Source organism: Salinivibrio sp. PR6 (assembly GCF_001995955.1).
Classification (GTDB): domain Bacteria; phylum Pseudomonadota; class Gammaproteobacteria; order Enterobacterales; family Vibrionaceae; genus Salinivibrio; species Salinivibrio siamensis.
The window spans coordinates 65,532-91,365 of record NZ_MUFA01000011.1 but is presented as its reverse complement, the minus strand read 5'-3'; the positions used below and the strand labels follow the sequence as shown (position 1 = coordinate 91,365).

At 51.2% G+C, this 25,834-nt stretch carries 19 protein-coding genes, 4 tRNA genes and 2 rRNA genes; 15 read left to right on the top strand and 10 right to left on the bottom strand.

Going from position 1 to position 25,834, the window contains the following annotated elements; genetic code table 11:
* The 3 genes from BZG72_RS10765 to BZG72_RS10755 all read left to right on the top strand — a co-directional run.
* Window positions 1–282 (top strand): 23S ribosomal RNA (locus BZG72_RS10765); the annotation flags it as partial.
* 87 nt (window positions 283–369) lie between these two features.
* Window positions 370–485 (top strand): 5S ribosomal RNA (gene rrf / locus BZG72_RS10760).
* 59 nt (window positions 486–544) lie between these two features.
* A tRNA-Asp gene (locus BZG72_RS10755) sits at window positions 545–621 on the top strand.
* A 190-nt stretch (window positions 622–811) separates the two neighbouring features.
* Here the strand turns inward: BZG72_RS10755 and ilvY are convergent.
* Complete coding sequence (gene ilvY, locus BZG72_RS10750; RefSeq protein WP_069590338.1) at window positions 812–1,675, bottom strand: HTH-type transcriptional activator IlvY; 864 nt, start codon at window positions 1,673–1,675, stop codon at window positions 812–814.
* 132 nt (window positions 1,676–1,807) lie between these two features.
* Here ilvY and ilvC point away from each other — a divergent pair, with 132 nt between their 5' ends.
* Window positions 1,808–3,292 carry a ketol-acid reductoisomerase gene (gene ilvC, locus BZG72_RS10745; protein WP_077666777.1) on the top strand — a complete coding sequence of 495 codons (1,485 nt, stop codon included), beginning with the start codon at window positions 1,808–1,810 and terminating at the stop codon, window positions 3,290–3,292.
* A gap of 73 nt (window positions 3,293–3,365) precedes the next feature.
* On the opposite strand, the gene ubiK is transcribed toward ilvC, so the two are convergent.
* The 4 genes from ubiK to BZG72_RS10725 form a co-directional block, all read right to left on the bottom strand.
* Window positions 3,366–3,632: a ubiquinone biosynthesis accessory factor UbiK gene (gene ubiK, locus BZG72_RS10740; protein ID WP_077579525.1), complete on the bottom strand. Its 267-nt coding sequence runs from the start codon at window positions 3,630–3,632 to the stop codon at window positions 3,366–3,368.
* A 93-nt stretch (window positions 3,633–3,725) separates the two neighbouring features.
* Window positions 3,726–6,818: a multidrug efflux RND transporter permease subunit gene (locus tag BZG72_RS10735; RefSeq protein ID WP_077666776.1), complete on the bottom strand. Its 3,093-nt coding sequence runs from the start codon at window positions 6,816–6,818 to the stop codon at window positions 3,726–3,728.
* A gap of 12 nt (window positions 6,819–6,830) precedes the next feature.
* Window positions 6,831–7,937 carry an efflux RND transporter periplasmic adaptor subunit gene (locus BZG72_RS10730; protein ID WP_046074485.1) on the bottom strand — a complete coding sequence of 369 codons (1,107 nt, stop codon included), beginning with the start codon at window positions 7,935–7,937 and terminating at the stop codon, window positions 6,831–6,833.
* 21 nt (window positions 7,938–7,958) lie between these two features.
* Window positions 7,959–8,519, bottom strand: a complete 561-nt coding sequence (locus BZG72_RS10725) for a TetR/AcrR family transcriptional regulator (RefSeq protein ID WP_077579524.1) — start codon at window positions 8,517–8,519, stop codon at window positions 7,959–7,961.
* Window positions 8,520–8,686: 167 nt separating this feature from the next.
* Here BZG72_RS10725 and rep point away from each other — a divergent pair, with 167 nt between their 5' ends.
* Window positions 8,687–10,708, top strand: coding sequence for a DNA helicase Rep (gene rep / locus BZG72_RS10720; protein WP_077666775.1), 2,022 nt, complete (start codon window positions 8,687–8,689; stop codon window positions 10,706–10,708).
* Between the two features lie 44 nt (window positions 10,709–10,752).
* Here the strand turns inward: rep and BZG72_RS10715 are convergent, their stop codons facing one another.
* A complete protein-coding gene (locus BZG72_RS10715) occupies window positions 10,753–11,046 on the bottom strand; it encodes a c-type cytochrome (RefSeq protein ID WP_369795698.1) in 294 nt (97 codons plus the stop codon).
* On the opposite strand from BZG72_RS10715, the gene BZG72_RS16620 reads away from it, so the two are divergent.
* The 9 genes from BZG72_RS16620 (at window position 11,017) to BZG72_RS10675 (ending at window position 18,711) form a co-directional block, all read left to right on the top strand.
* Window positions 11,017–11,106, top strand: coding sequence for a hypothetical protein (locus BZG72_RS16620; protein ID WP_369795697.1), 90 nt, complete (start codon window positions 11,017–11,019; stop codon window positions 11,104–11,106). The genes BZG72_RS10715 and BZG72_RS16620 overlap by 30 nt on opposite strands.
* Before the next feature lie 404 nt (window positions 11,107–11,510).
* Window positions 11,511–11,587, top strand: a tRNA-Arg gene (locus BZG72_RS10710).
* A 35-nt stretch (window positions 11,588–11,622) separates the two neighbouring features.
* Window positions 11,623–11,698, top strand: a tRNA-His gene (locus BZG72_RS10705).
* A gap of 25 nt (window positions 11,699–11,723) precedes the next feature.
* A tRNA-Pro gene (locus BZG72_RS10700) sits at window positions 11,724–11,800 on the top strand.
* A gap of 653 nt (window positions 11,801–12,453) precedes the next feature.
* Window positions 12,454–14,172, top strand: coding sequence for an ABC transporter ATP-binding protein (locus tag BZG72_RS10695; RefSeq protein ID WP_046074481.1), 1,719 nt, complete (start codon window positions 12,454–12,456; stop codon window positions 14,170–14,172).
* Window positions 14,173–14,260: 88 nt separating this feature from the next.
* Window positions 14,261–15,814, top strand: a complete 1,554-nt coding sequence (locus BZG72_RS10690) for an ABC transporter substrate-binding protein (protein ID WP_046074480.1) — start codon at window positions 14,261–14,263, stop codon at window positions 15,812–15,814.
* A gap of 60 nt (window positions 15,815–15,874) precedes the next feature.
* Window positions 15,875–16,852 (top strand): ABC transporter permease, encoded by a 978-nt coding sequence (locus tag BZG72_RS10685; protein WP_046074479.1) that lies wholly within the window; start codon window positions 15,875–15,877, stop codon window positions 16,850–16,852.
* A 3-nt stretch (window positions 16,853–16,855) separates the two neighbouring features.
* Window positions 16,856–17,794 (top strand): ABC transporter permease, encoded by a 939-nt coding sequence (locus BZG72_RS10680; protein WP_077579522.1) that lies wholly within the window; start codon window positions 16,856–16,858, stop codon window positions 17,792–17,794.
* 122 nt (window positions 17,795–17,916) lie between these two features.
* Entirely contained in the window at window positions 17,917–18,711 is a 795-nt protein-coding gene (locus BZG72_RS10675) for an SPOR domain-containing protein (RefSeq protein WP_077666774.1), read from the top strand.
* Window positions 18,712–18,804: 93 nt separating this feature from the next.
* Here the strand turns inward: BZG72_RS10675 and BZG72_RS10670 are convergent, their stop codons facing one another.
* The 4 genes from BZG72_RS10670 to hemC are packed head-to-tail and all read right to left on the bottom strand — an operon-like array spanning window position 18,805 to window position 22,817.
* Window positions 18,805–20,001 (bottom strand): heme biosynthesis HemY N-terminal domain-containing protein, encoded by a 1,197-nt coding sequence (locus BZG72_RS10670; protein WP_046074476.1) that lies wholly within the window; start codon window positions 19,999–20,001, stop codon window positions 18,805–18,807.
* Entirely contained in the window at window positions 19,998–21,128 is a 1,131-nt protein-coding gene (locus BZG72_RS10665) for a uroporphyrinogen-III C-methyltransferase (protein WP_077666773.1), read from the bottom strand. The genes BZG72_RS10670 and BZG72_RS10665 overlap by 4 nt, the downstream gene beginning before the upstream one ends.
* A complete protein-coding gene (locus tag BZG72_RS10660) occupies window positions 21,121–21,885 on the bottom strand; it encodes a uroporphyrinogen-III synthase (protein WP_077666772.1) in 765 nt (254 codons plus the stop codon). Before BZG72_RS10660 ends, BZG72_RS10665 begins: the two co-directional genes overlap by 8 nt.
* Window positions 21,882–22,817, bottom strand: coding sequence for a hydroxymethylbilane synthase (gene hemC / locus BZG72_RS10655; protein ID WP_077666771.1), 936 nt, complete (start codon window positions 22,815–22,817; stop codon window positions 21,882–21,884). The genes BZG72_RS10660 and hemC overlap by 4 nt, the downstream gene beginning before the upstream one ends.
* 389 nt (window positions 22,818–23,206) lie before the next feature.
* Between hemC and BZG72_RS10650 the strand changes: the two genes are divergently transcribed.
* A complete protein-coding gene (locus tag BZG72_RS10650; protein WP_077666770.1) occupies window positions 23,207–25,792 on the top strand; it encodes a class I adenylate cyclase in 2,586 nt (861 codons plus the stop codon).
* Window positions 25,793–25,834 lie beyond the last annotated feature (42 nt).

Sequence of the window (25,834 nt, the reverse complement as noted above, 5' to 3'; positions counted from 1 at the left end):
GGGCGTTGGATGATTGAGGGGAGCTGCTCCTAGTACGAGAGGACCGGAGTGGACGAACCGCTGGTGTTCGGGTTGTGTCGCCAGACGCATTGCCCGGTAGCTAAGTTCGGCACAGATAAGCGCTGAAAGCATCTAAGCGCGAAGCTGGCCCCGAGATGAGTCATCCCTAGAGCTTCGAGCTCTCTAAAGGGTTGTCGTAGACTACGACGTTGATAGGCAGGGTGTGTAAGCGCTGTGAGGCGTTGAGCTAACCTGTACTAATTGCCCGTGAGGCTTAACCATACAACACCCAAGAGGTTTTGGTTGGACTTAAAATAAAGCCAGTTGATTGTGGCGAGAACGAACAGCTTTCTAGATTACAAAATTTTGCTTGGCGACCATAGCGCTTTGGACCCACCTGACTCCATGCCGAACTCAGTAGTGAAACGAAGCAGCGCCGATGGTAGTGTGGGGTCTCCCCATGTGAGAGTAGGACATCGCCAGGCTTTGATTACAATTGATTAAAGCCAAGAGATATAAGTCTTTAGTCATACAGCATTGGTGCGGAGTGGTAGTTCAGTTGGTTAGAATACCGGCCTGTCACGCCGGGGGTCGCGGGTTCGAGTCCCGTCCACTCCGCCACTATTTAGAAACCCTAGCTGAAAAGCTGGGGTTTTTTGCATTTAAGCTCCCCTGAGCCAGACGTCTTGGTCGCGGCACTTGCAGTGCGCGTTGAGTCCCGTCCACTCCGCCACTACTTAGAAACCCTAGCTGAAAAGCTGGGGTTTTTTGCGTTTAAGCCCCAGCATCATTGTGTTGGGGCTTTTTGTGTTTATCGCATGACATCGAGTAGAGCGTTGAGTAAAGGCTCTTTTGCGCGGGAAGCTTTACAACAAAGGCCCAGTTCGAGAGGTTGCACAATTTCTTGGCGTAATCGCTCAACCTTGTCTTTTACTGGGCTGTTATCAATCACTACATCGGGCGCGACACCAATACCACAGCCCAATGCCACCATACTGACAATCGCCTCATGGCCTGCTATTTGTGCGTAGACGTTTGGCTCGATCCCTTTACTGGTCAACCATTGATCAGCGAGTTCGCGCGCTGTCCCTGCTTCGGGCAAGATTAATGGTGTGTGCTGCCAGTCAATGGCTTGTAGGTCAATGCCACTGCTGGCCATTGCCGGTGCGATAACCGACAAACTGACTGTATCAATCGGTTGAAACACCAAGCTGGATGACAAGCGTTTGGGTTTAGCGGCAATGGCAATGTCGGCGCTATTGTCTTGCACTTTCTCTTCTGCTTGGGCGGGATCGCCAGTCAGAAGCTGTAGCTCGATATTTGGGTATTGTTGACGAAACCGCGCGAGGAGCTCAGGTAAATGGCTATAGCTTGCAGTGACCGAACAAAAGAGCGTGAGCTTACCGCCGAGCAAAGAGGCATGTTCATTGATACTGGCTTTAGTCGTGTGCCAAAGCTGAAGAATATCGCGTGCGACGGGAAGCAGCGTTTTACCTGCTGGGGTGAGATCGACCGCTTTATTGGTGCGAATAAACAGCGGCTGACCGATATCTTCTTCAAGACGTTGGATGATTCGGCTCAAGGCTGAGGGGCTGACGTGCATCGCTTGTGCGGCCCGGGTGTAGCTTTTGGTGTCACAGAGATGGAGGAAGCCCGTGAGTTGCTTTGCATTCATGATTTTATTGTTGCTGTAATTGCAATGTTATGTTGTGAATATATCACTTTAGGCAATATAGTGGTTAGGGTAGTATCAAAAATACGCGGTGAAAACACACCCAATCACGGATTTGAATCAATGGAGCACCCCATGGCGAACTACTTTAATACCCTGAATTTGCGTCAACAATTGGAACAATTAGGCGTATGCCGATTTATGGATCGTGACGAATTTGCCACCGAGGCCGAATTTCTCAAAGGTAAAAAAGTGGTGATTGTCGGCTGTGGTGCGCAAGGGCTCAACCAAGGCTTAAACATGCGCGACTCGGGTCTTGATGTGGCTTATGCACTGCGACAGGCTGCCATTGATGAAAAGCGCCCTTCTTATCAGAACGCGGCTGAGAATGGATTTGAAGTGGGTAGCTACCAAGATTTGATTCCACAGGCAGACTTGGTGATCAACCTTACACCAGATAAACAGCACTCCAACGTCGTCGAAACCGTGATGCCACTGATGAAAGAGGGCGCCGCGCTCGGTTACTCACATGGCTTTAATATTGTCGAAGTCGGTCAGCGTATCCGTGAAGACATTACTGTGGTTATGGTGGCGCCAAAGTGCCCGGGTACCGAGGTACGTGAAGAATACAAACGCGGCTTTGGTGTTCCGACGCTGATTGCCGTTCATCCAGAAAATGATCCTAAAGGTGAAGGCTTTGAGATTGCGAAAGCATGGGCCGCTGCAACCGGTGGCCACCGTGCTGGCGTACTTGCCTCTTCATTCGTGGCAGAAGTGAAATCCGATCTGATGGGCGAACAAACCATCCTGTGTGGGATGCTGCAGGCAGGCTCGGTCGTTTGCTATGAGAAAATGATCGCAGAAGGTGTTGATCCAGGTTATGCGGGTAAATTGATTCAGTATGGCTGGGAAACCATTACTGAAGCGCTAAAGTTCGGTGGCATCACTCACATGATGGATCGCTTATCCAATCCAGCGAAAATCAAAGCCTTTGAGTTGTCGGATTCGCTTAAAGAACTGATGCGCCCCCTCTATAACAAACACATGGACGACATCATCGCTGGCCATTTCTCCGCGACCATGATGGCCGATTGGGAAAACGGCGATAAAGACTTGTTCACATGGCGTGAAGAAACCGCACAGACCGCGTTTGAAAACTATCCCGAGTCGGATGTAAGCATCAGTGAGCAGGAATTCTTTGATAACGGCATTTTGATGGTAGCTATGGTGCGTGCAGGGGTCGAGCTTGCTTTTGAAGTCATGGTGTCATCTGGCATTATCGAAGAATCAGCGTATTACGAGTCATTGCATGAATTGCCTTTGATTGCCAATACTATTGCGCGTAAGCGCTTGTACGAAATGAACGTGGTCATTTCCGATACGGCTGAGTACGGCAACTACTTATTCGCAAACGTGGCGACACCGCTGCTGCGCGAACACTTTATGCCAACAGTGAGCGCAGATGTGATTGGTAAAGGGCTTGGAGAAACCTCTAACCAGGTCGACAACGCCACCTTAATCGAGGTCAATGACCGTATCCGCAACCACCCAATTGAGTATATCGGTGAGGAATTGCGCGGCTATATGACCGATATGAAACAAATTGCGCTCGACAAATAAAAGCGCGGATCGTTTGAGATAACGCGGAAGAGAAGCCTGGCCTGAGGGTCAGGCTTTTTTATATCTGCGTGGGTTATTCTTGGTTATCTGTCGATTGACCCACTTTTGTTTCCATGGCATCCAGCTTGGCTTCGAGTTCGGTGAGCTTTTGACGGGTGCGCAGTAACACCTGGGTTTGTACATCAAACTCCTCACGGCTTACTACATCCAGCTTAGTCAGTTGGCCTTGGATGGCTTGGCGCACACGGCTTTCCATATCCGTGCCTAACTCTTTAACAGGCTGAGGCATGGCGTCGTGAATTTGCTTGGCCATTTGCTCAAGTTTTTTGGGGTCAAACATGGAATACTCCTTTATTAACTGTCTTTATTCTATGTAAATACGCACAGCTTGTCGAAAGGATGATAAAAGAAAAGGGCCCGAAGGCCCTTTGGGTTAGTGTGATGCGCGATAGTCTTCATCGAGCTTATCAAGTTCATCGTCTTCGACAAACACAGGCAGTGGTTTGTGCTTGCTGGCCAGGTAGGTGTAAATCACTGGCAGAACGAATAGCGTGAATAACGTACCGATAGCGAGACCCGCTACGATCACAATCCCGATGCTAAAGCGTTGCTCGGCGCCTGCGCCGGTGGCGAACATTAGCGGGATGAGGCCTGCAATCATCGCGGCAGTGGTCATTAAGATCGGACGCAGACGAATTTTGGCCGCTTCTTTTACCGCGTCCATTCGGCTGGCTTGATGATGCAGTTGCTGCTCTTTAGCCACCTCACAGATCAGAATACCGTGTTTGGTAATCAGACCTATCAAGGTTATCAACCCGACTTGTGAGTAGATGTTCATTGATGACAGCCCCCACGCGAGAGCAATTAAGGCACCACAAATCGCAAGTGGCACAGAGACCAAGATCACCAGTGGGTCGAGCAAGGATTCAAACTGAATCGCCAGTACCAGATAAATGATCGCTAAGGCGAACAAGAAGGTGGCATACAGCGCGCTGCCTTCTGTCACGTATTGGCGAGACTCACCGAGGTAATCGTGCTGATAGCCTTTAGGCAATTCTGCTGCCTTGCTTTCGAACCAATCCACCGCGGTACCCATGGTGACACCGGGCGCAGATACCGCACTGATGGTCGCAGCGTTTAGCTGATTAAAGTGCGGGAGTGAGCGAGGCTCCGCGGTGACTTCAATGTCAATCAGCGAGCCCAGCGGAATGGAATCACCGTTGGCCGCACGAACATAGTAGCTCTCAATGGACTCAGGGTTGAGGCGATATTTACGCTCCACTTGCGGGATCACCTCATATGAGCGGCCATCAAAGTCGATACGGTTGACGTAGCCATCCGCCATCATGGTGCCAATGGTGGCGCCAATATCACGCATCGTCACGCCATATGACCCAGCTTTGTCTTTATCAATGCTGATATTCATGGTGGCCGAATCAAAGTTAAGGTTCAGCTCCGAATAGACGAAGTTCGGGCTAGATTGTACCTCGGACATAATTTCGGCGGTCACTTGATAGAGACTTTCGAAATTATTCGGGGTCGTCACCACAAATTGGATCGGCAAGCCGGAGGAGGCACCGGGCAGTTCTGGCATTTCAAAGGTGGTGACCTTCATACCCGGAATGTCTTTCACTTCGTCAGCCATGCGTTTTACCACTTCGGACTGACTGGCTTCCCGCTCACTCCAAGGCACCAGTGAGGCGATACCAAACGCTTGATTCGATTTCGGCACCCCAGAAAAGACCTGAGAAAAGGCCACTTCTGGTTGTTCGTCGAGCTTTTGGTTCACTTCCGCCATGCTGTTTTGGATGTAATCTAGGTTAGCCGTCGAGGGCGCCGTCCCCATCATGACTACCACGCCTTTATCTTCCGATGGTGCGAGTTCACTGGGGATAAAATTAAATAGCACGGGTAAAGAGGCAAAGACGATGACCGCAAAAGATACCACCACAGGACGGCGTTGCATCACCTTACTAAGAAGATGAGCATACTTGTCGGTCATTCCATCCAAGAAGCGGTGAACGGCAAGCTCAAAGCGACTTGGCTTGGCGTTGGCTTTCAGCATGGTCGAACACATTACCGGTGAGAGTGTTAATGCGACAATCCCGGAGACAAACACAGCCCCAGCAAGCGTTAACGCAAACTCTTTAAACAGCGAGCCGGTGATCCCGCCCATCATGGCGATAGGGGCATACACAGCCGCCAATGTCAGTGTCATGGAGATAACCGGCACGGCAATTTCCCGTGTACCAATAATGGCCGCGCGGAAAGGGGACTCTCCCAGCTTGATATGGCGGTCGATGTTTTCCAATACCACGATCGCATCGTCGACCACCAAGCCGATAGCCAGCACCATCGCCAGCAGGGTCATCAAGTTCAGTGAGAAGCCAATCATTTCCATCACCAACGCCACACCAATCAGGGATAGCGGAATGGTGATAATAGGGATAATTACCGCGCGGAATGAGCCCAAGAACAGGGTGATCACCACCAACACGATCAGTGCCGCTTCAATGATGGTTTTGATCACCTCATTGATGGACTCATTGATTGCATTTGATGAGTCATACAGCACATTCATCTCGATATTGCTTGGCATGTTGCGCTCAACTTCCGGCAACATATCCATGACGTCAGCGGCAATATTGATGGGGTTAGCCGACGGGGTGGCATTGATCGCGGCGACAACGGCTTCAGAGCCATTGGCCAGTGCACGTACCCGATCATGGCTTTTCTCGAGTGAGACCTTAGCGATGTCTCCGAGGCGTACGACACGACCATCTTGGGTATCCACCACCAAGTTACTCAGCTCTTCAGGGGTGGAGACCTGGGTATCGGCACTGCCGTTATAGATCATAAAGGTACCAATCGCCTGACCGGTGGCCGACTGGTAGTTGTTGGCATCAAGCACGGACATCACGTCGGTGGCCGCCAGCTTAAATGCCGCCATTTTCTCCGGATCAAGCCACACGCGAAGGCCATACTTCACCCCGCCGTAAAGGTCGATTTTGGAAACGCCATCCACGGTAAACAGCTGAGGTTTGACCACGCGTTCGAGGTAGTCGGTGATCTGACTGGAGTCGAGCTCGGGTGAGGTAAAACCAACATACATCACCGCGGTGGTCGAACCGGTCGACATCGATACTGACGGATCTTCGGATTCAGCGGGGAGCTGAGCACGCACCGAGTTTACCTTGGCGAGAATATCGGCCAAGGCGGCATTTGGGTCGGTATTAAGCTTCATATTGACCGTAATGGTCGAAGAACCAAGCACCGACTCTGAGGTCATAAAGTCAATATTATCAGCTTGGGCCACGGCTTGTTCGAGTGGCGTCGTAATGAAGCCCTGAATCAAGTCGGCGCTGGCGCCATAATAGCTGGTTGTGATGGTGACCACGGTATTGGTCATCTCCGGGTATTCCCTGACTTGCATCTTAAATAAAGATTGCAGGCCGAGCAGCGCAATCAGAATACTGATTGACGCGGCTAGCACGGGGCGCCGGATAAAAATATCAGTAAAGCGCATCACATCCTCGTCTTACAATTGAGGTAATTGTTCTGGTGGTGTGAGAGCGTCGTTTTCGACGATTTTCACTTTGGAGCCATTGCTTAACCGCACTTGGCCGGAGGTGACGACCTGATCGCCAGGTTGCAGACCTTCGATAATGCGTGCTTGATGGCCACGACGCTCACCGACTTTGAGCACTTGTTGGAACGCGCGTTTTTCCCCTTCTTCTTCGCGGATCACGTACACACTTTCCCCGTACAAGGTGAAATTAATCGCGGTTTGATCAATCACGATTTGCTCTTCAATGGTAGGTAGAACGATATCGGCACGGGCAAACATCCCTGAGCGCAACTGACCATCGTTATTCGGGATATTCGCTTCCACCTTGATAAGACCACTCTGGCTGTTGACCGCAGGCTCAATGGCACTGATAGAGCCGATGAATTCCTTTTCAGGATACGCGTCGACAGTAATGCGCAACGGCTGGCTCAGACGGATTTTAGAAATATCTGTTTGTGGCACGGTAAAGCGCAGCTTCATCACCGAGGTATCCTCGAGGCGAGCAATATCCGTACCTGGCTGCAAGTATTCACCTAAGAAAACATCACGCAGGCCAATCACACCATCGAAGGGTGCTTGGATATTACGACGGGCAATGGTGGCTTTCAGTGCGTTAATGTCAGCTTGTAGCGAACGATAATTGGCCTCGGCTTCATCCAGCGCTTCTTTAGAGATAGAGCCTTTAGCAAACAGTCCTTGGTAGCGTTTAAACTTGGCTTCCGCCGCCGGTAGGCGAGCTTGGGTGCTGGCTAAATTGGCTTTTTCAACACTCGAGTCGAGCTCGACCAGGTTTTGCCCACGCTCAACGGTTTGGCCAGACTCAAAATTAATCACATCGACGACACCGGCAATTTGGGTGGTTAAGGTGATCCCTTGGTTAGGCTCAACAAAACCAATGGCGTCAAGCGTTGGTGTCCAAGGCTCAGCCTCAACCGTCACCGCGGTGACTGGGTGGGTGGGCTCTGGCATGTTTGCCATATACTCTGCAATCTTTTGCTGCTTGAACAGGTTAAAGCCAATCACACTGCCAAACAGCAGCAGCGCGAGGATAACCATAAAGAAAAACCATTTTTTCATCGAAGTAAGCTCCGAACGTCGTTAGTGAAGAGAAATTGCATCCCAGCAAGCGTGGATCGCATCTGCGATAGCATGACTGTCCAGGGTTATAACACCCCGAACCTGTTTGCGAGCTAAACAAAAAGCGGGTTCGAGTCCCAAGGTGATTAATACCTCATCATCGAGGGGCTTGAGCACGCCTTGTTGCTTACCTTCTTGAAAGACTTGATAAAGGTCGGAGAAGGCATCTCGCTCCCGCTGAGCGTGTAACTGGTCGTCCCGTGGCAGCGCATCAAACTGGTCTCGAGACAATAGCAGATGATCGCGTTGTAGCATCATGGTCCAAGTATTGCGCCATAAGCGTTCAAACTGACGTTTGAGTGTTGGCTCATCCTTGACCCCTTGCTGGATATGGGTCGCACACTGCATCATCAGGTGTGAAGACAGTTGGCGAAGCAAATCATCCTTGTCTTTGAAATAGCGATAAATGGTCCCTGCAGCGACGTGTGCTTGTGTCGCCACTTGTTGCATTGAGACTTTATCGAGCCCGACCGTCGCGATTAATTGCTCGGTCGCGGCAAAGATTTGCGTACGTTTGTCCATAGATAATGCACCAAGCAATGAATGAACGTTCATTCATTTTAGAGCGTTTTTCGCGCAAATGACAAGCATAAAGTGTAGCAAGCAAAATGCACTCTGCTGCGGTGAGATAGACATCAGTTGGATTCGCTCTACAATGCTCATTCAGCCACTGATGAGGTGTTGTCACCATGAAACTTAACCCCGCGCAATCCGATGCCGTACGACATATCTCTGGACCTTGCTTGGTCTTGGCAGGGGCCGGCTCGGGAAAAACACGTGTCATTACCCATAAAATTGCCTATTTGGTTCAGAAATGTGGCTATAAAGCGCGCCATATCGCTGCGGTAACCTTTACCAACAAAGCGGCACGCGAGATGAAAGAGCGGGTAGCACAAAGTTTAGGAAAGCAAGAGTCGCGTGGTTTGATGGTGTCGACCTTTCATACCTTGGGCCTCAATATCATTCGGCGAGAATATAAAACCTTGGGGCTCAAGGCAGGCTTTTCGCTGTTTGATGATCAAGACCAATTAGCTTTGTTAAAAGCCCTGACCGAACAAGAGTTGGATAACGATAAAGATTTGCTCCGTCAGTTAGTGCATACCATTTCCAACTGGAAAAATGCCATGTTGGGGCCGGATGAAGCACTGGCTCAGGCGCAAGGCGAGCGTGAGCAACTGTTTGCCGCCTGTTACGCGCGCTACCAAAAACAAATGCGTGCGTATAACGCGCTGGATTTTGATGATCTCATTTTGATGCCGGTCGCGCTACTTAGCCAAAACCAAGCCGTACGCGAGCGGTGGCAAGCGCGCATTCGTTATTTATTGGTAGATGAATATCAAGATACCAACACCAGTCAATATCAGTTAGTGAAGCTGCTAGTGGGTGAGCGTGCACGTTTCACGGTGGTCGGGGATGACGATCAGTCAATTTACTCGTGGCGAGGGGCTCAGCCGAAAAATCTGGTGTATCTTCAGCAAGACTTTCCGCGTTTGCACGTAGTGAAGTTGGAGCAAAATTACCGCTCAACCAGTCGCATCCTCCGCGCGGCCAACATCTTGATTGCCAATAATCCCCATGTATTCGAAAAGACCTTATTTTCTGCTTTACCTGATGGCGACATGCTCAAAGTATTGACGGCCAATAATGAAGAACATGAGGCGGAGCGCGTGGTCGGCGAGCTGATAGGCCATCGTTTTCTCGGACGTACCCAATACAAAGATTACGCCATCCTTTATCGCGGAAACCACCAATCGCGTTTAATCGAAAAAGCGCTGATGCAAAACCGCATTCCTTACAAGATCTCGGGTGGGACGTCGTTTTTCTCACGTGCAGAAATCAAAGATATCATGGCCTATCTGCGCCTGCTCACGAACCCCGATGATGACAACGCGTTCTTGCGAGTCGTTAACACGCCACGACGTGAGATTGGCCCTGTGACGTTAGAGAAACTCGGCAGTTATGCCAACCAACGCGGAAAGAGCTTGTTTGCGGCAAGCTTCGAGCTCGGGCTAAGTCAACATTTATCGGGACGTGGTTTGGCGTCGCTACAAGCGTTTACCCGCTGGGTGGTAGAATTATCCGATCAAGCCGAGCGAGGCGATACCGTGGCGGCGGTGAGGGCGCTTTTGCGTGATACTCACTACGAAGAGTGGCTGTACGAAACGTCTTCAAGCCCTAAAGTGGCTGAAATGCGGATGAAAAACGTCTCACAGCTTTATAGTTGGATTGTCGCCGACTTAGAAGGTGATAACCCCGATCAGGTCGAACGCAGCTTAAGAGAGGTGGTTCAGCGCCTTACACTACGTGACATGATGGAGCGGGGGGAAGACGATGATGACGCAGACCAAGTCCAGTTGATGACCTTGCATGCCTCCAAAGGGCTCGAATTTCCTTATGTCTACCTGATTGGCATGGAAGAAGGTTTATTGCCGCATCAGTCGAGCATTGATGAAGACAATATCGATGAAGAGCGGCGTTTGGCTTATGTCGGACTGACTCGTGCGCAAAAGGCGCTGACCTTTGTAGTGTGTCGAGAACGGCGTCAATTTGGTGAAGTGATTAAACCTCAGCAAAGCCGCTTCCTGGAAGAGCTTCCTTTTGACGATGTGGAGTGGGAGTCGCAAAGAAAGCCTGTTTCACAAGAAGAGCGGATGGAGAAAGGGCAAGCCGCGATCGCCAACCTAAAAGCCATGCTGGATAAAAACAAATAACGCCGCAAGGGCGGCGTTATTGTCACACGGGTTGCGCGGCGGTATTAAAGTGCGTCGAGCATGTGCTCGATAGCCGCCACAATCTCATCATCCGAGCAATCCATACACGTCCCTTTGGCAGGCATCGCATTAAAGCCGTTGATAGCGTGCGTGGTCAGCGTTTCCATGCCTTTATCGACACGTGGCCCCCAAGCGGCGGCATCGCCTGTTTTGGGCGCGCCGGCTGCGCCTGTGCCGTGACACGCGGTGCAGTAGGTGTTGTAGACCTGCTCGCCGCTGCGTGGGCCACTCGGCTCTGCGGCGGCGGTTTGCGTTGGCGCTTCGCCGTCAATATACACATCACCAACCGGGGCAATGCGTTCAGCAATAGCGGCTTTTTCTTGCTCAGACACTTCTAGCGCTTGCGCAGCAGAAGCAAATAACAGGGCCGCCACGGTGGCAACCATAATTTGACCTAGACTTTTTCCCTTTGCGCTCACAATGACACTCCCACATTACTGGTGGCTTAACGCCTTTTTTATCTTATTTGCCGCCAACCTAAGGGGGTGAATCAATCAAGGGTGATTCGGTTGCGGCCTGTCAGTCTCGTCTTAACGGATTTGCCAACGTTGCTGGGTTAACTCCGTGTAAAGATTAGGTGATTATAGCGCTTTAGATTGTTACGTTAAACCGTTATAGTAGAGACCTTACTGACGATTTCTACGCAATTTGTTGAAAAAGAGACCAGTCAGTAAAAAAATTAAAAAAAGTGCTAGACGGCTGGTGGTGATATCCGTAATATTCGTCACCGCCAACGGGGCAAGCGCCCGTAGCTCAGTTGGATAGAGTGTTGGCCTCCGAAGCCAAAGGTCACAGGTTCAAATCCTGTCGGGCGCGCCATTCCGGGGATAAAGGAAATTGGCAAAAAATCAGTGGTGGCTGTAGCTCAGTTGGTAGAGCCCTGGATTGTGATTCCAGTTGTCGCGGGTTCAAGTCCCGTCAGCCACCCCATTATTTTCGCTAACAGCGAATATGTCGGTGAATAGCGCAGTTTGGTAGCGCATCTGGTTTGGGACCAGAGGGTCGGGGGTTCGAATCCCTCTTCACCGACCACTATTACAAACCCTAGCCTAATGGCTGGGGTTTTTTTGTTTGGCCCTCCTCCCTATGACCATGTCTTTACTCCTCAAGCTTCCCCTGTAATAGGGTGACTTTATATCGCTTTGCGAGTACGTGTTGATGATTCTTTTCTCTACGTGGCGACGTTGAGAGAGGATAAAATGCAGAAATTAGAACTCTATCAAGATTCTGATAGATAAAAAGTCACCAATCAGCAATAAAAACCACACCTTTTGATGTGACTGCTATACCTATCATTGTGTGGTTCAAAAAACTGCCTTTCATTTATTAAGTAATCAATTAACTCGACAAATGCGTTTTTTTTGGTGCTTATCGCTGTCATTGTTTACACGCTGTTAAATAACTTTGCTTTATTCTATGCGCGATTTGCTTTAAAACAGGGGAAAGCGTAATACCTTATATCTTTATGATATGAAGTGTATTTTTTGTTTGACGCTTGGGTACACAATCGTAGCCAAGTGAATGAATATTCGAGCCGACTGTGTCATTATGGCATTTTCTGCTGTGATGTTGATTTTTTGTGAAATTTTTGCCAGATTAAATCCGCATCTCTCCGAGGCAAGATCATATCACCTTGTTTTGGTAAGGAAGTCGATCGTCACCTAAGACGATATCAAGGATGAAAAATGTCACTGCTAGAAGTAAATAATCTACGAATAGAGTACCCGTCTCGCCATGGCGTTCACGCCGCCGTGACGTCATTGTCATTAACGATTGAGCGCGGTGAGATTGTTGGCGTGGTGGGTGAGTCTGGGGCGGGCAAGTCCACGGTCGGTAATGCCGTGATTGATTTGCTCAGTCCGCCGGGTCGCATTGCCAGTGGCGATGTGTATCTGGACGGTAAAAAAATCTCCGGGCTAACCCCCAACGAAATGCGCAAAGTGCGCGGTGATAAAATTGGGTTTATCTTTCAAGACCCGATGACCTCCCTGAATCCGCTGTTTACGGTCGAGCAGCAGCTTACCGAAACCATTTTGACCAACTTGAATGTGACGCAGCAACAGGCCTATCAGCGCGCGCTTAATTTAATGGAGCAGGTGGGGATCCCTGAGCCAGAGCTGCGCATCAAACAATACCCCCATCAGTTTTCCGGCGGGATGCGTCAGCGCGTGGTGATTGCGGTTGCGCTGGCCGGGGAGCCGGATCTCATCATTGCCGATGAGCCGACCACGGCGTTGGATGTGTCCATCCAAGATCAAATCCTTAACCTCATCCGCGATTTATGCCAAAAGAAAAATGTTGGCTGTATGCTGGTCACCCATGATATGGGCGTGGTCGCCAATGTGACCGACCGTGTCGCGGTGATGTATCGTGGTGATTTGGTGGAGCTAGGCACCACCCAGCAGGTGTTAGGTGAGCCTCAGCATCCTTACACGCAAAGTCTCATTTCAGCGGTGCCACGCTCTGATATCAAGCTGGACCGCTTTCCGCTGGTCAATTATATCGAGGAAGCCGGTGAAACCCTTGAGCTTGATGTCAAGAATCACTGGCTGGGGCAAAGCCAAGATCAGCGCGCTTACAGCGGTCCGCTACTGCAGGTGAAAGATGTGTCCTTGCGCTTTATTACTAAGGATTCTCTCTTTGCGAGCCGCCGCGAATACGTCCAAGCCTCTGATCATGTCAGCTTTGACGTGGTTGAGGGGGAAACCTTTGGTCTTGTCGGTGAGTCGGGCTCAGGAAAGTCGACCATTGCGCGCGCGATCACCGGGCTTTATCCGCCCAACACGGGGCAAATCATTTTTGAAGATATCGATCTGACCGCGATTAAAAACGAACGCGCCCGACGTCCTATTCGTCGCCAAATGCAAATGGTGTTTCAAAACCCGTATTCATCCATGAACCCACGGATGAAGATATACGACATTATCGCTGAGCCCATTCGTTTTCACCGTTTGGCCGAAAGCGAGTCTCAAATCCGCCAAATCGTCGGCGACTTGCTTGATCACGTTGGCCTGGGTCGCGGCGCAGGGATTAAATATCCGCACGAGTTCTCTGGGGGGCAACGCCAGCGTATTTCGATTGCTCGCGCATTGGCGACGCGTCCGCGTTTACTGATTTGCGATGAGCCGACATCCGCGTTGGATGTGTCAGTACAAGCGCAAATTTTGAACCTGCTCAAAGATCTGCAGGACGAGCTCAATCTCACCATGTTGTTTATCAGTCACGATTTGCCGGTGATTCGCCAAATGTGTGACCGCATTGGTGTGATGCGCAAAGGCCAGCTGTTAGAAGTGGCACCGACAGAGCAACTGTTTACTAACCCACAACACGAATATAGCCGTCAGCTTATCTCATTGATGCCAGAGTTTAAGGGAATGAGCACGGAAGGTTTGCAACCGGCATAGCACGCTATGTCGACGCGGCATTGCGCCGCACCTCATCCATGATGCAAACACAGCAGGGGGCAACCCCTACGCATAAAGGAGCTATGCAATGAAAACAATGAAGAGCAAGATTGCCGTGGCGCTTATGGCCGCCGGCCTGAGCGTTAGTGCCGCGGCTGCAGATATCACCGTCGCGTATGATGCGGATCCGGTTTCACTGGACCCTCATGAGCAGCTTTCCGGTGGTACGCTACAGCTATCACACATGGTCTTCGACCCCTTGGTCCGCTTTACCCAAGAGATGGACTTTGAGCCTCGCCTCGCCACGTCTTGGGAGCGTATCGATAATGAAACCGTGCGTTTCAATCTTCGCGAAGGCGTGACGTTCCATTCCGGAAACGCGTTTACTGCCGACGATGTGGTGTGGACCTTTGATCGTTTGAAATCATCCCCCGACTTTAAAGGGATTTTCACCCCAATCGTTGATATCAAAAAAGTCGACGAGCACACGGTGGATGTGGTGACGGACGGTACCTACCCGCTGGTAGAAAACGTCATGACCTACGTGTTCCCGATGGACAGCAAGTTCTACAGTGGTGAGACAGAAGACGGCCGTGATAAATCTGAGCTGAAGAAAAATGGCTCAACCTATGCGTCGACACACCTGTCAGGCACCGGGCCGTATGTGGTTGACGAACGTGAACAAGGCGTGGTTGTCGAGTTTGACCGTAATGAGAATTACTGGGACAAAGACAGCGAAGGCAATGTGGATAACATCACGCTGCGTCCGATCAAAGAAGATGCCACCCGCGTCGCGGCGCTGCTGTCTGGTGATGTCGACATGATTGCGCCTGTTTCTCCTAACGACTATCGCCGTATCGAACGTGCCGACGAGCTGCAATTGGTGACCATGCCAGGGACGCGGGTCATCACTTTCCAAATGAACCAGAGTGTGGTGGATGAGTTTAAAGATCCACGTGTTCGCCAAGCGGTGGCTTATGCGGTCAACAACGAAGGTATCGCGCAGAAGATCATGAAAGGGGCGGCCACGCCCGCGAGCCAGCAAAGCCCAGTCGGGTATGCAGGCTATAATCCTGATCTCGAGCCACGTTATGACCTGGCCAAAGCGAAAAAACTGATGGAAGAGGCCGGTTACCCAGATGGTTTCTCAATCACCATGATTGCCCCTAACAACCGTTACGTGAACGATGAAAAAATCGCTCAAGCGGTGGCGGCAATGATGGCGAAAATTGGTATCAAGGTTGATTTGCAAACCATGCCAAAAGCGCAGTACTGGCCTGAGTTTGATAAGTGCGAAGCGGGCATGCAGATGATCGGTTGGCACCCAGATACAGAAGATTCTGCCAACTTCACCGAGTTCCTCACCATGACACGTGATGCGGACACCGGTAAGGGTCAGTATAACTGTGGCCACTACTCGAACAGCGAAGTGGATAAGCTGGTGATGGAAGCCAACTCAGAAACGGATCTGGAAAAGCGTAGTGCGATGCTGCAAAAGGTCGAGAAGATCCTGTATGACGAAGCGGCTTTCTTACCTCTGCACTGGCAAGATCCATCATGGGCAGCCAAAAATAACGTTAACATCGAGCCGATCGTTAACGGTATGAACTTCCCTTACTTCGGCGATCTAGTGGTCGAGTAATGGACTAAAACAGGGCCCCAACCGCTGGGGCCCTGATTATCCAATCGCTTAGAGGCACACATGGTAACGTTTTTAGTCAAACGTCTGGTACAGGCACTGATTGTGATGTTTGTCATCAGTCTGGTGGCGTTTGCTATCCAAGACAACCTCGGCGACCCCTTGCGGGAGCTGGTGGGGCAATCAGTATCAGAAGCGGAGCGTGATGCGCTGCGTGATGAAATGGGGCTTAACGATCCCTTCTTAACCAAATATACCCGCTTTGTAGGCAAGGCCCTACAAGGGGATTTAGGCAATTCTTATTTCTTTAAGCGTCCAGTCGTGGACGTCATTTTAGATAAATTGGTGGCAACGCTAGAACTCGTGGCGGGGGCGGCACTGATCATTGTCGTGGTGTCGATTCCACTCGGGGTGTACTCGGCGATTCACCCCAATAGCATGCTCACCAAGATAATCATGGGCTTTAGTATCGTGGGTATCTCGATACCTGTCTTCTTGACCGCGATTATGCTCATGTATGTCTTCTCGATTGAGTTGGGCTGGCTGCCTTCTTATGGGCGTGGAGAAACGGCCAATTGGCTTGGCTGGGAGTCCGGCTTTTTCACCCTGGATGGCTTAGCACATTTGGTGCTGCCCTCCGTGTCGCTGGCATCCATCATGCTACCTTTGTTCATTCGCTTGGTGCGCTCTGAAATGCTGGAAGCCTTGGGAACCGAGTATGTGAAATTTGCACGTGCTAAAGGGTTGCCCGAAAACAAGGTTTATTATCAGCATGCGCTGAAGAACACCATGCTGCCGGTGGTAACGGTTGGTGGTGTGCAAATCGGTACCATGATTGCGTATACCATTTTGACCGAGACCGTCTTTCAGTGGCCGGGGACGGGCTTTTTGTTCCTTGAAGCGATTAACCGTGTAGATACACCGTTGATTACCGCTTACGTGATTTTCGTCGGGCTGATCTTTGTGGTGACCAACACCATTGTCGATCTGCTGTATGGCTTGATTAACCCAACGGTTAACTTAACCGGCAAGGAGGCGTAAGCGATGACACAAGCGAATACAACACCAAGTCGTTGGCAGCGCTTCTTGGACTCTGACTTCTTCTACCACTTTAAGCGTGACAAAGTGGCGATCGCTAGCTTCACCATTTTCATGGTGTTCTTATTGCTCGCGGTCTTTGCGCCCTTAGTGTCCCCAACCAATCCCTATGATTTAATGGCGATTGATATTATGGACTCTGAGCTCCCCCCTGTCTGGATGGAGTGGAGCGATCCGCGCTTTTTGCTCGGCACGGATAACCAAGGGCGAGATATTTTGTCGACCATTATTTATGGTTTGCGGATCTCTTTGACCATAGGTTTGTGTGCCGTCGGCCTGCAGTTGATTCTGGGGACGGTGATTGGTCTGAGTGCCGGCTATTTTGGTGGCCGCATTGATAGCTTTTTTATGCGTATCGCCGATATCCAGCTGTCTTTCTCGACCATGATGGTCGCTATTATTGTCTCAGCGATTTTTAAAGCCAGCTTTGGCAGTGAGTTTTATAGCCAATACGCGATTTTAATGCTGGTGGTGATTATCGGGATTGCCGAGTGGCCACAGTATGCGCGGACCATTCGTGCCTCTGTCCTGGCAGAAAAGAAAAAAGAATATGTGGAAGCAGCGCGAGTGATGGGTTTCCGCTCGCCACGGATCATGTTCCGTCATATTCTTCCCAACTGCTTGTCACCCATCTTGGTGATTTCAACCGTGCAGGTTGCCAATGCGATTATGTCTGAGGCGGCACTGTCTTTCTTGGGGCTGGGGATGCCTGTCGATCAGCCATCACTGGGCTCATTGATCAGTATCGGTTTTAATTACATTTTCTCCGGCGCGTGGTGGATAACCGCCTTCCCAGGCATTGTGCTGGTCTTACTGGTGCTAGTGATCAATTTGCTCGGCGATTGGCTACGAGATGTTTTCAATCCCAAAATCTACAAAGGGTAAGGAAAATGGCTGCGTTCGCAGCCATTTTTTTGATAGCTGTCTGACAGCTTGGTGATCAGTGGCTTGAGTCGATGTGTCTCTTTGCTTAAGCTGAGCAGATTAGATTATCAAGGGAGCGACTCATGGGGCGGTGGCGAGGTTTGGCTGTCAGTGTGGTAGCAATGTGGGCAATCAGTGCGCCAGTGCGCGCAGAACAGAACCCTTGCGCCATTATCGACCGCCAACAAGGCTGGCCAATCATTGGCGAGACATGTGATATCGGACAAGGGTTGTGGGGCAATCAATCTCCGGATCCGCAGAGCACGGCGTTTTGGGTGCAATGCGGCGCCACGCAAGGCGTGCCATCACGCCAATTCTATCAGTCTCTGCGTCAAGGCTTACCGGACTTGCCGTTTCAAGTGCAGGTGCGTGAGGGCCGAGGACGTTGCTTAATTGGTCCGTATCCTAACCTAGACGTGGCTCAGTTGGTGCTAAAGCGGGTTCGTCAATTTGGACCAACCAAGCAGGCGGTATTAAGACAAACCCGTCAGCCATTGTCGCAACCGGCCGTGATCCGCTTACCACCGCTGTCTCAAACCCAATCGACCTCGGGAGCTGAAAAGTCGGCGCCGATGGATACGGCGATTACCTTGAGCCATTTTGGCTTACCAGAGCCAGAAGCTGGCGATAAGCAATACACCGAAAAATCCATGAGTTGGTTGCGTGTCCCTTATGCGCAGGCGGCACCCCGCTGTCAACGTGAAGGGATGGTGTTGGCCTCCCAGCAGGAATTGGTGCAAGTGGCGCAGGCGACAGATCAGCTCCCCATGCGCTTACCGTACTGGGTACAAGGCGCCAAGGGCGTAGATGCTCGAAGTGGCAAAGTGGTGACACGTAACGCCGATGCGGCGCTCAATGTCTTGTGTAAAAAGCGGTAGTCGCTATCCGCAATAATAAGACGCCCCGCAGTGCGGGGCGTTTTTTCTCATTCGAAGGCAATTGACTGACTGCCTTTTCGGCTGGCGGAAATACTATGCCGCGGGAGGTTGTTCAGGCAGCGCTAACTTTAACGCTGTACGTGAGACATCACTCGCGGCTTTTCCCTGATCAAGCTTATCCAACACATCAGCCAAATACGCATAGTCGGTGACATCGGCACGATACTCCAGGGCTTTCTCAAAGTGGCTGCGCGCATCTTGCCATTTTCCCGACTGCATAAGCAGTTGCCCAAGGGCGCTGTGAAGTACAGGGTTGCGGCTATCTTGCGTGAGCAACTCTTCCAGCATCACCACCGCGGGGTAGTTATCTGGCAATTTTAGCGTCGGGATCAGGGCAATCAAGCGATCATCGGTGCGCTTTTTCAAGGCCTCGCGTAGCAGAATGTAGGCTTCTGAGTCGGCATTGCGCGCCGCCAGATGTTTGACTAACCCCGCTAAGAGTGAAGGCTGGTTGCGTTTGGCTTTAGGGAGTTGGTTCCAATGCGCCAGCAGTCCCTCGGTGCCTTGTTGACTGGCGACATGGGCCATTACACCCAGCTCAGCTCGCTCGTGTAGGGCATCAAATTGCTCATGATCAAGCAGTTGAGCCTTTTTCAAGGTGGGCAGAAGGTTAAGAAGCGCTGACCAATCTTCGAGATGGATATAGGTGTCTTTTAGCAGCGCCAGCATCACCGGGTTGCGAGGATGCTGACGTTTAATCGCACGCAACGAGGCCAAGGCTTCTTCGTGCTGACCACTTTGGCTATGGAGCTGCGCACGAGTCAGGGCGAGAGCCAAGCTATTGGCGTTAAGATCAGCGGCTTGCTGCAGGTATTGGTCACGCGCCTGCAGGTTTTGTCGCTGTTGTGCCGCCTCCGCGGCAGCCAATAAGTTATGCATAGGCGCATCGCTGTGAGGCCGTGCTTTGGCGAGGAGTTTTTCGGCTTTTTTCCACTCCCCTTCGCGTAACTTAATTAAGCCAGTTTGGGTTTGCTGGCGCGCTTTACGTTGCTTACGGCCGGATAACCAGCCTGTTGCGGTGCTGCTGATGGATAAAAGCTTTCTCAGTAGCCACTCCAGTGCCCATAATACCGCGATTAACATGCCAATCAGTACCAACAAGGTGGTAACACTCATTTCCAGTGTTTGTTCTGCCGCGGAGATCAAAACATAACCTTGCTGTCCGGCTAATTGAGGGCCAACCACCAGCCCTGCCGCCAGCACAAGGACGAGCAAAAGCAATCTAATCATGATTGGCCTCCTGTCAGCGGTGCAATGTCTCGACGCAGTCGGGTATTAATTTCATCACTGACTAGCGACTGGCTTTTCAGTTTTTGCGGCAGGTCGACGCCAATGGTTTGTTGGTTCAGCTCGTCAAGCTGCTCGACAAAGCGGCGAGTGGCATTGGCGTCTTGATTATAAAAGCGCAGTGTCCAGTCTTTTCCCATCTCTAGCGCTTCGTGATACAGGGTATCATTGCCTTCATACACGGCGCGCATCGCTTGATCGAGTTTGTTTTTTAAATTTTCTTGCAGGTAGTAACTTTGGGTGGGTGATAACAAGGGCACCACGTTGCCGTCACGTTTGCGGTAGGTGACAAAGTCATCGACAAAGTCTTTGACTGAAGTAGTGAGGTTACTTTTCCAGTCATTCACTGACTCAGAGACAATAGGCGTGTCCACCGCCTCGGGGTCGGGAATGACCGCGCTGGCAAGCGGAAGATTTTCGACCCGCTGTTGCATGCTGGTCAAGCGCAGTACAATCCCATCTCTATCAACCCGTTTCACCGCCTTTAACGCGGTGATATCGTCAGCCATCGCCTGGCGAATCGGCATCAAGGACGGGTCGTTGAGCTGAGCAATGCGGTGATCGGCCGCTTCCATCAGGGCAGTGGCGCTTTGTGCATCTTGTTCGAGCCAAATTTTACGCCCTGCCATTCGGATCAGATAGTCGGCTTCTGCCAGTAACCAGTCATTGGGACGTCGGCCTTTCACTTCAGCGACGGCTTTTTGCAAGCTAGATAAACTGCTGTCTTGCTGGTTCAAACGTGTTTGAGTGGTGGCTTTCAGTTGCTCTCGCGCTTGTTCTGCCGCTTGCTTTTGTTGGTTAAGATCTTGTTCAAGGCGCGAGATATGAGATTGTTGCGCGGATACGGTGTTTTGCAACACGGTGGCTTGCTGGTGGCCATGATAAAATACCCAGCCACTGGAGCCGAGGGCTAATGCGATGGCGATAGCGCCGAGTAATATGCCGCCACGTCCCCCCGATGAGGTTTGGCTGGCTTTTTCAGGCGCCGGCGCATCTGTCGCGTGGGTCTTGGGTGAAGATGGCGTGGTGGCCTTGCTTTGTTTGGTGTCGGTATTTTTGTTGTCAGTCATCCGAAAGTCCCGTTTTACTTAACCTGAGCAGCGTGTTAACCAGTGCATCATTGGCCACGCTGTCAACGGTCGTAATCGTGTCAAAACCAAGCGCAGTGGCTTGATCTTGAATCCTTTTACTGGGCACCAGTATACGGCATTGGCGCAGCCAGTGCTGTCCGCTCAGTGTGATAAGTTGATCAAAGTAGGCTAATTGTTGGCCACTGGTGATAACGACTGTGTCGATAGCGTCATGCGGCCAGCTTACTACTTGCGATACTAAAGGCTCAATCGCCCATTGTCGCCGATAGGTCTCGCAATAGTGAACTTGTGCGCCTTGTGCTTGTAACGTTTTCCCCATCATATCGCGTCCACTCTCCCCGCGCAGAATCACCACTTGCGTCCCTGTCACGGCACTAAAAGGAGCAAGTGTAAGCATGCCTTCGCTGTCTTCACGGGTGGGGGTCAAGATAGGCTGCCCTGAGACGGCCTGCCACTCGTTGGCAGTGCGTTGCCCAACCGCGACGTAGTGACAGTCAACAGGCCACCTCCCGTTTTGGTGTTGCAAGGCTTGATGAGCAAATGCCACGGCGCGCGGGCTCACTGCGACCAAGATGCTACCGGAAGGCAGTGAGACGAGCAGACTGGCCAGAGACGGTAAGCCTCGCCCCGGCGTAAAACTGACCAGTGGACAGGGGATCGCCGCTAGCCCTTGCTGGGCGAGTAGGGCGACTAACTGACTGCAGTCTGGCTCGGGGCGAACAACAACCGTGGTCATGCGTCGTCTTGATAAAGCTTATCCAAGATTTGACGCGCGCCTTGAGCGAGAAGCTGCTCTGCTAAATCGGTGCCGAGCTGTTCGCCTTTTTCAAGCGGGCCCGTGACTTCGCCACGTAAAATGGTGGAGCCGTCAGGTTCGCCGACCAACGCACGTAGCCAGATTTTATCGCCTTGAATGTCTGAATAGCTACCAATCGGGACCTGGCAGCCGCCCTCTAGGCGGTTGTTCATTGCGCGCTCACATAAGACGCGCTGCGTGGTGCTGGCATCAGACAAGGGCGCGAGCAAGGTGCGAATGCGTTCATCATCAAGGCGGCACTCAATCCCTACGGCGCCTTGGCCGACGGCGGGTAGAATGACTTCTGGTGGGATTTCGCTGCGAATGCGTTCATTCAAACCTAATCGTTTTAAGCCAGCGGCAGCGAGGACAATCGCATCGTACTGGCCGTCATCGAGTTTACCGAGGCGTGTCCCCACGTTGCCCCGTAATGTGTTAATGACCAGATCAGGACGACGCTCGCGCAATTGACATTCGCGGCGCAGGCTAGAGGTACCTACCACCGCGCCTTCAGGTAAGTCGTCAATGCTGTCGTAGTGATTGGAGACAAACGCATCACGTGGGTCGCCGCGTTCACAAATCGTGACCAGCCCTAATCCTTCGGGGAATTCAACCGGGACATCTTTCATTGAGTGCACCGCAATGTCTGCGCGGCCGTCGAGCATGGCTTGTTCAAGCTCTTTAATAAACAAGCCTTTACCACCGATTTTCGCCAAAGGCGTGTCCAGAATCACGTCACCTTTCGTGACCATCGGCACCAGTTCAACCGATAGCCCCGGGTGAGAGCGCTCTAATGCGTCTTTAACAAATTCAGCTTGCCAGAGAGCCAAAGGGCTTTTGCGCGTGGCAATGCGTACAGGCGTTGAGTACATGGTTTGTTTTCCTTCTTGGTTCATAACACCCATCGTAACATTGGCGCTGGACGACTCGTAATCTCTGCCATGCGGTTTGGCGATTTATGACGGCGTTATGGTCATATAGGTGAAAAAATGTGATCGGTAGCGTATTATTTGCGCAAATAATGAGATCTGAAGGCGGCAATATGGCTGACTTACGACTAAGGTAGTAGAGCAAAAAAGTTGATATTGGTCTCAAAAAGCACCTATAGTGCGATGTTGATACCACCACACAGGCATCGGGGTTATTGGCTTTACCCGAGTTGTCGAGAGTGTTACATTGATCACGTTTTGTTATCTGCAATTGGGCGGATACGGTGAAGACAGTAACGTCGACCTGTTGACCGGGATGTCAACGAATCTGGATGATTGCCTTGCAAACATACGTAGAACAGCAAACTGAGCGCATAGAAGCGTTTAACCGCGTGAGAATGGATCGTGCGCGGTCCGCGATGAGCCGTCAGGCGCAAGCTATCTTTGATGTGCTGCCAGTGCTTTTACATCTAAATCACCCCGCATTACCCGGGTTTTGTGGCGACAGCGTGCCTTTCGGTATTGCTGATTACGCGCTCGATGAGACACAACGAGAGTTTGTCTCTGATTGCCTGATCCACTCAAACACCCGCTTCTCTTCTTTAACCGCCTGCGTGGAAGGCCGTGAGCGCCATCCGATCAAAGGCATGTATACCATGGGCAGTACCGGCTCGATGGGGCAAAGCCTCACCAGTGATCTCGATATTTGGGTGTGTATCGATACCTCGGTAACGGCCGCTCAGCGCGATAAGCTTGATGCCAAATGCATGGCGATCTCGGAATGGGCGTTAAGCCAAGGGATAGAAGCTAATTTTTTTGTGGTTTGTGAGGGGCGCTTTCGTCATCATCTCTCCCAAGCGATGACCAGCGATAACTGTGGCACCAGCCAGCATTTCCTTTTGCTGGACGAGTTTTATCGCTCCTCTATGCGACTCGCCGGGCAAAAACTGTTGTGGTACATGGTACCACCAGAGATGGAAGGCTGTTATGAAGAGTACGTCGATACACTGGTAGCCGAACATGGCCTTGACCGTCGTGATTGGGTCGATTTTGGCGGCCTGCCGACCATCCCGGCCGAAGAATATTTTGGCTCGAGTTTGTGGCAGCTGTATAAAAGCATTGATTCGCCGTATAAGTCGGTGCTCAAAGCGATTTTGCTCGAGGCGTACTCGTGGCAGTATCCCGGTACCCAGCTTTTGAGTGTGGATGGCAAACGCCGCTTCTATGCAGGCTGGGTCGATGTGTATCAATCTGATGCTTATTATCTGATGCTGGAAAAAGTCACCCGTTACTTGGAGTCGATTGGTGACACGCGCCGTTTAGATTTGGTTCGTCGTTGTTTTTACCTTAAAACCCATGAGAAATTGACCCAGTCCCCAGCGACTGGTTCGGTCGCTTGGCGCCGCGAAGTGCTGCGCTTATTGGCGCGTGAGTGGGGCTGGGATGAACAGGCATTGGCGTATCTCGATAATCGTCGCCATTGGAAAGTTGAGGAAGTACAGCACGCCCACAATGAATTGCTTGATGCTTTGATGCAAAGTTATCGGAACCTGATCCGCTTTGCGCGCCGTAACGACATTACATCCGCGATTAGCCCGCAAGACATCAGCATTCTCGCCCGCAAGCTCTACGCGGCATTTGAAGAGTTGCCGGGTAAAGTCACCTTGCTCAACCCGCAAATTTCGCCAGACTTACACGAACCGGATCTCACCTTTATTCAAGTACCGGAGGGGCGGACTAATGCGCCGGGATGGTATTTGTATAAGCACTCGCTTGATCCGGTCGATATCATCGGTCGCGCCCCACTTGAGCACAACAGCTACCTCTCCAAGCTGGTCGCTTGGGCATTTTTCAATGGGCTGCTAACAGAGTCTACACGCCTGGATACCGTGGTACGCGACGCCGATGTTGATATTGATACCTTGTATCAGCTGGTCAGTGATATTCGTAATACCTTCTCGCTCAACCCTCCACGTCCGACGCTGGATGCGTTGTCGAGCCCATGCGAAATCCGTCAGCTCGCGTTGTTTGTCAATTTAGAGCAAGACCCGACATCAGCGTACAAAAAGCCGTCGATGCGCTTTGATTTTAAAAATAGCGATATTTTTAGCTATGGCCCTGAACAAACCTGCTTGGTGGGGAGTGTTGACCTCGTTTACCGCAACTCATGGAACGAAGTGCGCACGCTCAATTACCGTGGCGACGATGCCATTTTGGAAGCGCTAAAAACCATGTTGGGTAAAATGCACCAGGATGCGGTGCCGCCTGAGTCAGTCGATGTGTTCTGTTATTCGAGCAAAATGCGCGGTTTAATCCGAAACTTGGTTTACCAACTGGTGGCTGAGTGCATTGAATTACGTTTAAAGCCGGTTGAAAAAGAGAAGCGTCGTCGTTTTAAAGCCTTACGCATCGGCAAGCAAACTCATGGTTTGTTCTTTGAGCGTCGTGGTGTGTCAGTCCAGCGGTTGGAAAACTCGGTCGACTTTTATCGCTGTATTTCCACCAACAAGGTAAACGGCACGCCAGTGATGGTGGTGGATAATCCGCAGGATGTGCATCCGCCGGAAGTCGTGGATGCGTATGCCAGCGAGGGCTTAGTACAGTTTTTCTTTGAAGATTGTACCAATGGTTACAACCTCTATATTCTCGACGAGAACAATCGGGTGGAAGTGTATCGCCAGTGCAGCGGGGATAAAACCGAAATGGTACAGGGCGTAAACCGTTTTTATACCTCGTCCCACGACCGTTACAGCTACAGCGCGAACTTCATTAACTTTAATTTGCCGCAGTTTTATCAGATTGTCACCGATGACGGGGGCGACACCCAAGCCTTGCCCTTTAAATGTGATGGTCAGTGGCAGCCACCACGTCCGCCTTCTCAAGGCGGGTTTACCGGGCAAGTCGCATCATTTAAGTGAGCATAAGCGCCCGAGCCGCGGGCGCTTATGCGTGACCATGTA

Excerpts from the sequence above, each read along its gene's own strand:
- ilvY (WP_069590338.1), bottom strand. The coding sequence starts at position 1,675 with ATGAATGCAAAGCAACTCACGGGCTTCCTCCATCTCTGTGACACCAAA.
- ilvC (WP_077666777.1), top strand. The coding sequence starts at position 1,808 with ATGGCGAACTACTTTAATACCCTGAATTTGCGTCAACAATTGGAACAA.
- ubiK (WP_077579525.1), bottom strand. The coding sequence starts at position 3,632 with ATGTTTGACCCCAAAAAACTTGAGCAAATGGCCAAGCAAATTCACGAC.
- BZG72_RS10735 (WP_077666776.1), bottom strand. The coding sequence starts at position 6,818 with ATGCGCTTTACTGATATTTTTATCCGGCGCCCCGTGCTAGCCGCGTCA.
- BZG72_RS10730 (WP_046074485.1), bottom strand. The coding sequence starts at position 7,937 with ATGAAAAAATGGTTTTTCTTTATGGTTATCCTCGCGCTGCTGCTGTTT.
- BZG72_RS10725 (WP_077579524.1), bottom strand. The coding sequence starts at position 8,519 with ATGGACAAACGTACGCAAATCTTTGCCGCGACCGAGCAATTAATCGCG.
- rep (WP_077666775.1), top strand. The coding sequence starts at position 8,687 with ATGAAACTTAACCCCGCGCAATCCGATGCCGTACGACATATCTCTGGA.
- BZG72_RS10695 (WP_046074481.1), top strand. The coding sequence starts at position 12,454 with ATGTCACTGCTAGAAGTAAATAATCTACGAATAGAGTACCCGTCTCGC.
- BZG72_RS10690 (WP_046074480.1), top strand. The coding sequence starts at position 14,261 with ATGAAAACAATGAAGAGCAAGATTGCCGTGGCGCTTATGGCCGCCGGC.
- BZG72_RS10685 (WP_046074479.1), top strand. The coding sequence starts at position 15,875 with ATGGTAACGTTTTTAGTCAAACGTCTGGTACAGGCACTGATTGTGATG.
- BZG72_RS10680 (WP_077579522.1), top strand. The coding sequence starts at position 16,856 with ATGACACAAGCGAATACAACACCAAGTCGTTGGCAGCGCTTCTTGGAC.
- BZG72_RS10675 (WP_077666774.1), top strand. The coding sequence starts at position 17,917 with ATGGGGCGGTGGCGAGGTTTGGCTGTCAGTGTGGTAGCAATGTGGGCA.
- BZG72_RS10670 (WP_046074476.1), bottom strand. The coding sequence starts at position 20,001 with ATGATTAGATTGCTTTTGCTCGTCCTTGTGCTGGCGGCAGGGCTGGTG.
- BZG72_RS10665 (WP_077666773.1), bottom strand. The coding sequence starts at position 21,128 with ATGACTGACAACAAAAATACCGACACCAAACAAAGCAAGGCCACCACG.
- BZG72_RS10660 (WP_077666772.1), bottom strand. The coding sequence starts at position 21,885 with ATGACCACGGTTGTTGTTCGCCCCGAGCCAGACTGCAGTCAGTTAGTC.
- hemC (WP_077666771.1), bottom strand. The coding sequence starts at position 22,817 with ATGTACTCAACGCCTGTACGCATTGCCACGCGCAAAAGCCCTTTGGCT.
- BZG72_RS10650 (WP_077666770.1), top strand. The coding sequence starts at position 23,207 with ATGATTGCCTTGCAAACATACGTAGAACAGCAAACTGAGCGCATAGAA.